Origin of the sequence: Microcoleus sp. T3_B1 (genome assembly GCF_036700445.1) — a bacterium.
In the GTDB taxonomy this organism is placed as follows: domain Bacteria; phylum Cyanobacteriota; class Cyanobacteriia; order Cyanobacteriales; family Microcoleaceae; genus Microcoleus.
Genome location: NZ_JAUBOX010000055.1, coordinates 39,857 through 51,850, shown reverse-complemented (window position 1 = coordinate 51,850; position 11,994 = coordinate 39,857). Strand labels below are relative to the sequence as shown.

The 11,994-nt window shown below is 43.4% G+C and carries 10 protein-coding genes; 1 reads left to right on the top strand and 9 read right to left on the bottom strand.

Annotated features, from left to right (window positions below; all coding sequences use genetic code 11):
• Positions 1 to 308: 308 nt before the first annotated feature.
• Positions 309 to 1,175: a lipid kinase gene (locus QT990_RS24380; RefSeq protein ID WP_333143363.1), complete on the bottom strand. Its 867-nt coding sequence runs from the start codon at positions 1,173 to 1,175 to the stop codon at positions 309 to 311.
• A gap of 228 nt (positions 1,176 to 1,403) precedes the next feature.
• Between QT990_RS24380 and QT990_RS24375 the strand changes: the two genes are divergently transcribed.
• On the top strand, positions 1,404 to 2,702 hold the full coding sequence (locus QT990_RS24375; RefSeq protein ID WP_333309092.1) for a HEAT repeat domain-containing protein: 1,299 nt from the start codon (positions 1,404 to 1,406) through the stop codon (positions 2,700 to 2,702).
• 129 nt (positions 2,703 to 2,831) lie between these two features.
• Here the strand turns inward: QT990_RS24375 and QT990_RS24370 are convergent, their stop codons facing one another.
• From QT990_RS24370 to asnB, 8 genes are all read right to left on the bottom strand, one after another.
• Complete coding sequence (locus QT990_RS24370; protein ID WP_333309096.1) at positions 2,832 to 3,968, bottom strand: aminotransferase class I/II-fold pyridoxal phosphate-dependent enzyme; 1,137 nt, start codon at positions 3,966 to 3,968, stop codon at positions 2,832 to 2,834.
• A 240-nt stretch (positions 3,969 to 4,208) separates the two neighbouring features.
• Positions 4,209 to 4,919, bottom strand: coding sequence for a sugar transferase (locus tag QT990_RS24365; protein WP_333309098.1), 711 nt, complete (start codon positions 4,917 to 4,919; stop codon positions 4,209 to 4,211).
• Between the two features lie 441 nt (positions 4,920 to 5,360).
• A complete protein-coding gene (locus tag QT990_RS24360) occupies positions 5,361 to 6,122 on the bottom strand; it encodes a class I SAM-dependent methyltransferase (RefSeq protein ID WP_333309100.1) in 762 nt (253 codons plus the stop codon).
• A 53-nt stretch (positions 6,123 to 6,175) separates the two neighbouring features.
• Entirely contained in the window at positions 6,176 to 7,249 is a 1,074-nt protein-coding gene (locus tag QT990_RS24355) for a GNAT family N-acetyltransferase (RefSeq protein WP_333309103.1), read from the bottom strand.
• Between the two features lie 82 nt (positions 7,250 to 7,331).
• Positions 7,332 to 8,279 carry an NAD-dependent epimerase/dehydratase family protein gene (locus tag QT990_RS24350; RefSeq protein ID WP_333309105.1) on the bottom strand — a complete coding sequence of 316 codons (948 nt, stop codon included), beginning with the start codon at positions 8,277 to 8,279 and terminating at the stop codon, positions 7,332 to 7,334.
• Positions 8,276 to 9,430, bottom strand: coding sequence for a glycosyltransferase (locus tag QT990_RS24345; RefSeq protein WP_333309106.1), 1,155 nt, complete (start codon positions 9,428 to 9,430; stop codon positions 8,276 to 8,278). Before QT990_RS24345 ends, QT990_RS24350 begins: the two co-directional genes overlap by 4 nt.
• Before the next feature lie 10 nt (positions 9,431 to 9,440).
• Entirely contained in the window at positions 9,441 to 10,022 is a 582-nt protein-coding gene (locus QT990_RS24340) for a hypothetical protein (protein ID WP_333309108.1), read from the bottom strand.
• Positions 10,023 to 10,041: 19 nt separating this feature from the next.
• A complete protein-coding gene (gene asnB / locus QT990_RS24335; protein ID WP_333309109.1) occupies positions 10,042 to 11,991 on the bottom strand; it encodes an asparagine synthase (glutamine-hydrolyzing) in 1,950 nt (649 codons plus the stop codon).
• Positions 11,992 to 11,994 lie beyond the last annotated feature (3 nt).

Here is an 11,994-nt window from a genome sequence, read left to right as displayed (position 1 = left end):
TATTGATTAATTAATTGTGGCACGGGCATCTTGCCCGTGGCTAATATCTGAACAGGCAAGATGCCTGTTCCACAACACAATATAATTTATTGATTAATTAATTGTGGCACGGGCATCTTGCCCGTGGCTAATATCTGAACAGGCAAGATGCCTGTTCCACAACATAATATAATTTATTGATTAATTGTGGCACGGGCATCTTGCCCGTGGCTAATATCTGAACAGGCAAGATGCCTGTTCCACAACATAATTATATATGAACAGGCAAGATGCCTGTTCCACAACATAATTATATTAGTTGTGAGTCATCAAGGAGCTATAACTGCTAAAGCTTGGGGAATCACTCGGAATTTGGCAGGCGTGTAAGTTGTGATTTCACCGTCAGTATTAATCGGACGGCGTTTGCTAGTATTAACCTCAAATTCTTGAGCGTACAAGGCGCGAACGTTAGGCGAACTGGTATAATTTCCTTGCCTCATAGCCGGCAGCAAACCAATGATTTCCCACCAGTGTATTGTTTCCAAACTGTACAAATCCAGTCGCCAGTCGTCGATGGTGGCATCCTCGGCAACTGTCATGCCACCTCCGTAATAGCGGCCGTTGCCAATGGCAATTTGAATAGTTTTAACCTTAAAAGATTGGTTTTTTACCTTAATTTCTGCTCGAAACGGTCGCGCTGACAAAATTGTCTGCAAAGCAGTAAAAGCATAAGCTAACACTCCCCAGCGCTGCTTGACGTTTTTAGTCAGTCGCTGGGTAATTTCCACGCTTAGTCCCAAACTCGCAACATTAAAAAAATGTTGGCCGTTCACCCAACCTAAGTCTATTAGCCGAACTTTACCGCTGGCAATTACTTGACAAGCTGCGGATAAAGCTGTAGGAATTTTCAGAGTGCGGGCTAAGTCGTTAGCAGTTCCCATCGGCAAAATACCCAAGGGTAACTTGGTGTCTATCAAACCTTCTATGGCGGCGTTGAGAGTGCCGTCGCCGCCGCCGATTATTACTAATTCGACTTGATTTTGGTAGCGCCGAATTGTTTGGGGAATTTCGTGGGCGTGGTCGGTAGATTCTATAATTAACTCAAAACCCAGTGCTTCTAATTCTCCAGTGGCTTGAGATAATAGCTTTTGCCCTTTTCGGGAGTGCTGGTTTACTAAAAGTAGAGCTTTCTTCATTTGTTAATTTTTAATTAGGAATATTGCGTATTTTAAATTACAAAAAGTATAGCTTGATGCCTTAACTGCATGAAATTAATGCTTTACTTCCATTTTAGCAGTTATGATGGATTGACAAAAATGTTAAAAAATGGATAATTGTAGCAAAAGATTCGTAAAAAGTAGCTCCCTCCCGCTCTGACCTAGCAGCAAAAAACCTCGCTTCTCGATCGCCACTAAATTAAAATCATGTCTAACTTTTTAGAACAAGCGCAAGTCGCTGCCGATCGCCAAAACTGGCCTGGGTTAGTCGAATGCTTGCAGCAAGTGACAGCCGACGGTAGCAAGCCGCAGGAACAACACATTTTAGAGCAAGCTGTCAGTTTAGCAATAGAAGCCTTAAAATGGGGCGATTTTCAAGACCGTTGGGAAATTGCTAAAGTATTGCCAAATCTGGGAGATGGCGCGATCGCACCTTTAATTGCCGTGCTCGAAGACGAAGACGCAGACACCGAGCCCCGGTGGTTCGCCGCCCGCATTCTCGGAAAGTTTGATCCCCCGGAAGTGATTCAAGCTTTAGTAGAATTAGTCAAAAATTCCGACGAAGAATTGAGCCAAATCGCCGCCGAAACCCTAGGGAATTTCGGCCCGACAGCCATAGAATCTCTCGCAACTCTCCTACTCCAAGAAGACTCGCGACAGTTTGCCACAGCAGCACTCGCTCAAATTCGGCGCACCGAAACCATCCCACCGCTGTTGAGCGTAGTCGGAGACTCTCAAGTTGCGGTGCGGGCATCCGCAATCGAGGCCCTGAGCAGCTTTCACGACTCCCGCATCCCGCCGGTACTGGTAGCAGCACTCAAAGATCCAGCGACAGCAGTTAGAAAAGAAGCCGTGCGAGCTCTGGGTGTGCGAGCCTATTTAGATGCAGAATTAGATTTAGTTAACTTGCTCAAACCTTTGCTTTCGGACATCCGATTAGAAGTTTGTCAGCAAGCGGCGATCGCGATCGGACGAGTGAAAACCGATGCTGCAGCCACTGCTTTATTTGAATTGCTGCGATCGCCGATAACTCCGGTTGAATTGCAAATCGAAACTGTGCGCGCCCTAAGCTGGATGGAAACTGCAACCGCTTTAGCATATTTGCATGAGACATTAATGGCGCAATTTATTAACATAAATTCTACTGTTTGTCAAGAGATTGTCACTGTTTTAGGGCGAGTGGAAAAGCCGGAATTAAAAGCTGCTGCTGCTGAAATTCTGATTGATTTGTTGAAAACAAATCATCCGGCCCTGCAGGAGGCAGTCAGCAAAAAATCTTTAGCTTTAGGTTTAGGAAAATTAGGAGATATGAGAGGGCTAGATGCTCTGATTTCAATGTTGGGCGACGCAGACAGCAGCGTCAGGCTGCACTGCACGGCTGCGCTCAAACAGCTAAATGCGATGGAGGCTAGGCCGAAATTAGAAAACTTAGTTAAGCAAGAGAGTCTCGAACCAAGATTAAAACAGGGAATTGCGATCGCATTGCAAGAATGGCAACAAAATTAATCAAAAGACAAAATACCCAACTCCCCAACTTCTTGAATAAGTCGGGGATATAATAGCGATCGCATCTTTCTTCTTCCTGCCTCCGTTACATCCGTTACAAAATCCGTTGCCGAACTTCCTTCGGCTATATTATCGATGTTCTTTGTGAATTTGGGCGATCGCACTTGTCACTCGCTCTAAATCTTCATCAGTTAAATTAGAGCCAGAAGGCAAACAAAGCCCGTACTCGAATAACTCTTCGGCCACCGCACCGCCCATACATTCGCAATCAGCAAATACTGGCTGTAAATGTAAAGGTTTCCAAACAGGACGCGCTTCTATTTTCTCTTGAGCAAGCCCTAGGCGAACTTGTTCTCTATCTGCACCGAAAGTGGCTGGATCGATCGTCAAACAAGTCAGCCAGCGAGTCGCGCGTCCAAAAGCAGCTTCCGGCATAAATTCAATTCCCGGCAAGTTTCCTAAAGCTTGTTTGTAAAAGTCAAAATTGCGTCGTCTAGCTTGAACTCGCTCCTCCAAAACCCGTAATTGACCGCGACCAATTCCAGCCAAAACATTGCTGAGACGGTAATTGTAGCCAATTTCTGAGTGTTGGTAATGAGGAGCGGGGTCGCGGGCTTGTGTCGCCAAAAAACGAGCTTTTTCTACCAGTTTTTGGTCATCGGAAACTAACATTCCGCCGCCGGAAGTGGTGATAATTTTATTGCCGTTGAATGAGAAAATGCCGATTTTACCGACGCTTCCAGGCGATCGATTTTTATAGGTAGCCCCTAGAGATTCTGCCGCATCTTCTATTAGCGGAATTTCATAAGTATTGCAAGCTTCCAGAATGGGGTCGATATCGCAACTTTGACCATAAAGGTGTACGATAACAACAGCTTTGGGTAATTTACCAGTTTTGGCTCGTTTGTCAAGCGCTGATCGCAATAATTCGGGATTCATGTTCCAAGAAGTGCGATCGCTATCAATAAAAACTGGTTTTGCGCCAAGATAAGTAATCGGGCTAGCAGTTGCAATAAAAGTCAGAGTCGAGCAAAAAACCTCATCTCCCGAACCGACACCAATTAATTGTAAAGCTAAATGCAAAGCTGCGGTTCCGGAACTAACAGCCGCTGCGTGTTTAGCGCCAACTACTTCGCAGAATTCTTGCTCGAAAGCATCTACATGGGGGCCAACGGGGGCGATCCAGTTGGTATCAAAGGCTTCTTTGACGAACTCTTGTTCGAGGGAACCCATGTGAGGTGTTGACAGGAGAATTTGTTTTGTCATTTTACTCTGATTTAGGAGAACGATAGGCTGGAAAAAAGTTTGACTTGAGGAGTTCTTTAGGCTGAATGTTTAAAAATTTGACCCGCCCTCCCACTAAATAATTATATTTTTCTTTGTGTCGTTTTAGTTTCTTCTAGATTGAGCAATCAGAGAAGCCAGGGGATTTAACCCCTGGCTCATAGCTTAAGTCTTTTTTAGAGGACTTTCAAAAATCTTTAGTCTGTTTTAATAAACGAACCGCTACCGGATCTCACTGCTAGTTTTGGAATCGTCAAGCACACCTGTGAATTCTGGGGCTGTAGCATAACCTTCTTGGTTAATTCCGTCTCTTTTCAAGACTTTCAATACTGTCAGAAACAGAATTTTCAAGTCAAACCACAAACTCCAATTATCGACATAGCAAACATCTAGTTTGAATTTAGCATCCCAGCTAATAGTATTGCGACCATTGACTTGAGCCCAACCCGTAATTCCAGGCATAACTTCGTGGCGGCGTGCTTGTTCTGGAGTATAGCGATCGAGGTATCTGACGAGTAAAGGACGAGGCCCGACAAAACTCATGTCACCTTTGAGAACGTTCCAGAGTTGAGGGAGTTCGTCCAGACTGGTTTTGCGAAGAAATTGACCCAGGGGTATGAGACGCTGTTCGTCGGGTAGCAAATTGCCATCAGCATCGCAATCGCTGGTCATCGTGCGAAACTTGTAGAAATTGAAAACGCGACCGTTTTTACCGGGACGGGGTTGGCAGAAAAAGATTGGGCCGCCCATGCGGATGTAAATGGCGAGCGCAACTATTAATATTACGGGAGAGAAAACCAAAAGGGCGATCGCTGCACATAATCTATCTAATACCCACTTAACCAATTGGCTGAATTTTTTGGGATTTACTAGTTTATTAAGTTGCGATATTGGTAAGTTTGATTTGAGCGGTAGTAATTCGTAAATACTCATGATTCTACACTCCAACAGCAATTTACTGTACTTCCCTGATTTTTGCATACTCCGGGTTTATACGATAATGAATTCTCTCAAATTTACAGAAACTTTAAATAACTTCGGTGTTTGATGAAGCTTTTGTGAACCTATGGTTGGGACAATCGCTGACTTTTACATAAAATTTAAAAAACGTCGCTGTTTTATGAATTTTTTGTAACATTTTGAGGATGGGGACGCTCGCTGACTTTTCAAAAAAACGTTAATTATGGTTGCATACCTAGTTCTACAGTCAAAAGAATCTATGGCCGCGATCGGGCGGACTGCACGCTTAACGAGGTATAATTGATCGTGGTGCGATCGTTTACCAGTGTCCAACCTGTAATATTATGTCCGGCTAATCCACCTTGACACGCTCGCGATCGTAGTTGTTCATAAAGTTACTCACTTTACTAGAATTTACTTCTTGCAAACAAAGTAAAGCATCCCTGCAATTAATTCATGTTTTAAGGATTCTATGTCATCACACATCTTACCTTTGCCAATTTGATAACTAGAACCAACGGAAACTATTTTAAACCCGACTTGTGTCAAGATTTGGTGAGCCTCTTGTACTTTATACCAATATGGGTAAGGCCCGCGATCGAGTAGCGCCAAAAAGTTATATTTTCCGCCCAGCTTAAGCCAAGGGATATATTGAATTGAGCGATTCGATCCAGATAACCTCCTCAACATACTTAAATATGCTAAATAAAATACAAACGGACTTTTGATTCTCGATTCAAAACTTAAAAATGAGAAGACTGCTGTTCCCCCATTTTTGAGAATCCGATAAGCCTCTGTCAAAGCTTTTAATCTTTTTTCCTCTTCCTCTATAAAACACACAATTTGCTGCAAGTAAATTATCTGCTCGAAACCTGAATTTGCGTAAGTTAAATCAGTTGCATCCTGCACTTCAAAAGAGATCATCTGATTTCTATCTCTCTGCTTTGCTTCTTCGATAAATTCAGGCACATAATCATACCCGTAAAGCTTTTGAAAACCTAAATCTTTCATTTCCCACAAAATTCTTCCCGCTGCCGTGCCAGCTTCAACTGTTTTTTCATTTTTCTTCAAATACTTGACAATTAGATACTTTTCGTCTTCGGTGAGACTTTTTTTATCGGCCCACAGCTCAAATTCGACTGTACTGTAAACTTCTTTGTTGTTGATGAGTGACATATACTTTTCAATTCCTATTCAAAAATCTTGGCAAATTTCAATTTTATTTAACTTTATTTGGTGCAGCGATAAGCAGGGAAAAATTTTGTACTCAGTAGTTCTTCAACCTCCGCATTTAAAGACTTTGCCTGCAATTCAACCAGATGGCGATATTTTTCTTCATTTATAATTAAGCGCAGCGTCAGAAAGGTATGCGTCTGCTTAGAAAAACCTGCTTTAAAATGATAGAGACTATCCTTGCCACCTCCAACACCTCCCCCCAAATGAAAAACTTCATTGCCACGTTCTTTAGCCCAAAATCGAACATAATCGAACATTAGCTTGCTGGGTGCTTGTTTAAAAAACTCGTTTCTGGTTCCTCCCAAATGATATTGAATTATTCCACCACACTCCGTAAATATCCCTGAACAAGTAACTTTATCCTCTAATTCAACTATACACAAGTGGACTTTTTCACCGAGTTTAGAGAAATGCGAAAAGTATTCATCATCAAAATAGTACGATCGCCCAGCCCCTAACCGATCCATTGTTTCATAGTAAATTGAAATAAACTCGCTGATATACTCCTGAAATGGAACCATTCTAGCAGTCATTCCCGAACGTTTCAACTTATTAATACTGGTGCGGTGTTCCGATCGAGTTTGACTCCATATTTCTGCTTCGGAGAGTTTCAAATTAACAGATACAGTTTCTCCATTAACGTTGCAAATATCGGGAGATAAAAACTCATTGAAGCCGCTGTTAAGTATCGGATGCAGCCGAAAAAATGCCGAACACACCCCCTTGGCACGCAATGCAGAGATTAGCTGATTGATTGCCCCATCTAAAAACTCTTTCGTACTAGCTGCCTTATCACTCAACAGAATTCCCGGATAACCATAAGGGGAGACTACATCAAAAGCTTCTTGTGTTGCTAAGCTTTGGTCAAATATGTGATCGCACCGACGCAACAAATAAGGCAGAAAAAATATTTTGTCATCTTCCGCTATCAAAATAGCTTCTGCTACGGCGTTGTACCTAACAGACTCTAAATATAGATACTCAGGCAAATGATAAATATCGTGGCGAAGTTTTTGCAGAGTCTCTAACCACAAAGAGTCTGATAAATTAATTACTCGAATCTTCATTTTTTCCTCTAATAAACAATAAATTTCCTTTCCGGTACAATCCCTGCCGGTAGCTGCATCCGCCAAGTAGGTTAAGTATGCCCTAACCATACAAAGACTGCACCCATTCCCATTCTTGTCTCAATCCTTCCCTCAAAGAAACCTGTGCCTGATATCCCAATATTTTCTGAGCTTTGGATACGTCAGCGCTAGTATCCCGCGCATCTCCTTTACTCGATTCTAGGTAATTGATGCGAATCGGGCGATCGACAATGTTTTCCATTGTGTGAATAACTTCTGCTAAAGCAACTCGACTTCCCCCTCCTATATTGAAAATTTCGCCCACAGATTCTGGAACTTTAGCAGCAGCTAAATTAGCAGCAATGCAATCGCTGATAAACGTGAAGTCTCGGGTTTGCTGTCCGTCTCCGTAAATTGAAATCGCTTCGCCGCGCAAAATTGATTTAAAAAATATGTGGAATGCCATATCGGGACGCTGGCGAGGCCCGTAAACCGTGAAATAGCGCAACATGGTTGCCGGAACGCCGAAATTGTGATAATAAAGCGAACACAAACGTTCAGCGGCTAACTTAGTAATTCCGTAGGGAGAAACTGGTTGAGGACATGCAGTTTCGCTGGTAGGGAAAGTTTCAGCATTGCCGTACACCGAAGAAGAAGAAGCTAGCACAAATCTTTTCAGTTGCGGTGCATTTTTGGCTGCTTCTAAGAGTACCTGAGTTGCATTGATATTGCGATCGGTGTAGCTGCGGAAACCCTCTCCCCAACTAGCGCGGACGCCGGCTTGCGCGGCTTGGTGATAAATGACTTCTGTATTAGCTAAGAGCGCTCGCCAATCCAAAGATAAAATATTCTCCTCCAGCAGTTGAAAATTTTGATTTTTCGCAAAATGAGCGAGATTTTTTCTCTTCAATTCTGGGTCGTAATAATCGTTGACTTCATCAATTCCGATAACTTTCTCACCTTGCTTTAAGAGAGTTTCTACTAAGTGAGAGCCGATAAAACCTGCCGCGCCTGTAACTATATTACTCATTGGTTAATTGTTAATTGTTGATTGTTGATTTCAGCGTACAAAGCCTCGTATTGCTTCAGGATGTTCTGGAGTTCGTAAGCAAGTATGCTTTTCCTAGCGCGCTGTGCCATTTCGCGAGCTGCTTGAGGATGATCTAGCACCCAAGCCATAGCCTGAGCCAACCCGTCGATATCTCCCAACTTGACAAGAAGGCCGCAACCTCCTTCCAGTAAGTCGCGAGTGCCACGAATATCTGTACCGATCGCCGGAACTTCCAGGCACAGCGACTCCATAACACAATTGGGAAGCCCCTCTTGCTCAGAAGCCAGGACTGTTGCTGCTGAGGCCCGCATCAAAACAGGAATGTCCCGACGAAACCCCAAAAAATGCACTTGGTTTTGAATTCCCAACTTGGCTGCGAGTTGCTGCATTTCCTCGAAAATTAGTCCATTTCCGGCGAAGGCTAAATGTACTTGAGGCCGACCGAGTTGGGCAAATGCCTTTAAAATATCCCCAGGACGCTTGCGGAGAATAAATTCAGCCACCGATAAAAACAAAGAGTTTTCTGGTGCTAATCCCAACTCTTGACGTACTCGCATGATCTCAGCTTCGGAAATAGCATGGGGATTAAAGTCATCGAGATTTAAACCCGTTCCGGGGATATAACGAACTCGATCGGCAGAAATGAGGCCATAGCGCTTTGCCACTGACTCATCTTCCCGATTAACTACTACTAAATAGTCTGTCCAAGGCCCAGCAATCTTTTCTAGTCCCAAGAATATCGCATTTTTATGGGGTGCGCCTCCCTGGTAGAAGTGAAAACCTTGAGCAGTGTAGATTAACTTTAATTTTCCCTGCTTTCTCAAATCATTAAGGGCGTACCGGGTAACAAAAGCAGCTACGGGCGTGGAAACATTTACTATGTCGTACTTCTGTTGGCTCAACACATCTCGAATTTGTTGTGGGGCGACTATTAGGTTTTGGGGTTCTAGCGGGTTGCGCGACCATTCTACATCCCAGACGCGATCGAAAATTTTTAAATGGCTGGGGCTAGCTGAAACCTCTCTAGCCATAGCATCAATCCGCCAACCTTTGGCACGTAAGTGGTGGGTAAGAGGAACGAAAAAGTCAAGAGTTTCAGGTACAGTCGTAACGATTAACAGTCTGTTCATTTTTCGCTATTTATTGTCGGGATTTTTGTAATTCTAAAGCTTGCAAAAAAATCTCTACTTCCTTTGGTGATTTCAGAACTATCTGGTTTTGTTTTGCCGCTAAAACCTCAAATTTTGCCACATGAGTTTTTCCGGATTTTGAGGGATATTTATAAACATCTGCAAAAAAGTGCAGCCGTTCCCCAATCTTTGCTGGTATTTGTCGGTATACATTGAGGGAATTAAAATTCCAATTCAGAATATTCTTAAAACTGCGCTTGCCAGCACGCCACAGACAAAGAATTAGTGGAAAATCAAGCAAGATGACTGTCTCGGCCAATTCGAGCAATCCGAAGTCGCCATCAATAATCCAGTTTTCTCGCATGCTCATTCGATCCTTGAGTTCCTGAATTTCTGCTGCGGTCATTTGATTTCCCTTCCAAAATATAAATGCTTCAACGTAATCGAGTTGAATAATTTCAGCTAATTTGAGGGCAAGAGTTGTTTTTCCAGCCCCTTGATTGCCGATAATGGCAATTTTTTTTGAATCAATTACTTGTTCTATTGTTTCTGGAGAAACTGATGGATAATTTTGTGGCAAGTTATCTTTCATAAATCATTCTTAAATCAGGCTAATGATTTTCCTCTAGCCAAGCTTGGAACATCAACACATCCCATAAATCATATTTCCAGTCACGATCGCCCGCCAGATGTTCGGCCCACTTTTGACGGATTGGCTGGGGATTCAAAAACCCTTCTCGACGCAACCGATCTTCATTGAGGAGGGATTCAGCCCAATCCCGCAAAGGATCGCGCAACCAGCTATTGATGGGAACGCCAAAACCAGTTTTAGGGCGATCGATTAAATTTTTTGGCACGTACTTATCCAAAATTTGACGCAATAGCCACTTCCCTCGATCGTTCCGAATTTTCATTGATAATGGTATGCGCCAAGCGAATTCTACCACGCGATGGTCTAAAAATGGTATTCGACCTTCTAAACTGACACCCATACTTGCGCGATCTAATTTAACCAAGATGTCGTCCGGTAGATAAGTTACTGTGTCGAGGTACATCATGCTTTCGATGAACGAGGGTACTTCTGCCCAGGATTGGCGATCGCTTAACTTTGTTGTTGGTTCAGATGATCCTATTACTAATGTTTCTGGCTGTTTCCAGTAAGAAACAAGATTTCTGTACATAGATTCGCGATCGGAAGCTGCCAAAAATTCGGCAATTAGATGTAATTTGTCCCCAGGGCTTGGTTGCTTAAGTACGATAGGCAGTAAATTATTAAAGTTAGCTAAGAAGCGATTCCAAGTTTGAGGCGATAAGCTTGTCAAGGCGGAGGCAACTATCTGGCGTAGCGTTTTTGGTAGCGAGCCGATTTTCTGCCAAATTCTCTTACCTAAAAAATAGCGTGTGTATCCCCCAAATAATTCATCGCCAGCATCGCCCGAAAGACTTACTGTTACGTACTCTCTGGCCATTTGAGATACCAAAAAAGTAGGTATTGCAGAAACGTCGGAGAAGGGTTCATCATATAAAATGGCCAGTTTGGGAATGACAGCCAGCGAATCTTTTGCCGTCAAATAAAGTTCTGTATGGTCTGTTTTGAGGTGTTGCGCGACGGCTTTGGCATAGGGTGCTTCGTTCCGTTCATCTTCATAAAAACCGATGGAAAAAGTTTTTACGGGTTGGCTGCTTTGCGCTTGCATGAGCGCAACCACTGTGGAGGAGTCAATACCTCCGGAAAGAAAAGCACCTAAAGGCACATCTGCCACCATGCGCAATGCGACTGCATCTCGCAGTAGTGCATCCATTTGGTCTATTGCTTCCTGTTCTGACCCGGTGAAGGGATTAGCAACGCCAAATTCTGCTGCTTCTTTGGCACACCAATAGGGAACTGGTGCGGGATGAGTAGCTGTACCGTTCCAGGTGAGGACTGTTGCTGGCGGTAATTTATAGATGCCTTTGTAGATTGAATAAGGCGCGGGTATGTAGTTATGCCGGAAAAATAGTGCTAAAGCATCGCGGTTAATTTCAGTTGGAAAATTGGGATAAGCTTTCAGGGCTTTTAATTCGGAGGCAAATAAGAGAGTCTGCCCCATCCACCCATAGTAGAGGGGTTTTTCTCCTAAGCGATCGCGCCCTAAATGCAAAAGTCGCTCTTGACGATCCCACAAGGCAAAGGCAAACATACCGTTAAAGCGTTCGATCGCAGCCTTTACTCCCCATTGGCTAAAACCTGCTAGCATGATTTCGGTATCGGAATGCCCTCGAAACTTGTTACCGTACTTGGTAAGTTCCTGCCGTAATTCTAAAAAGTTATAAATTTCGCCATTAAAGACGATCGCGTAACGTCCGTCAGCAGACAACATTGGTTGATGTCCTTCTGGCGAAAGGTCTACAATTGCCAACCGTCGATGCCCTAAGGCAATTCCCAGCGATTCATCTGCCCAGATGCCACTACTATCAGGGCCTCGATGCAGTAAAGGCACGAGCATCTGCTGGATGATATTATGTATTTCTTCACCTTTTAGATCCCTAGATAAAGCCCAAAAACCAGTAATGCCACACATTTG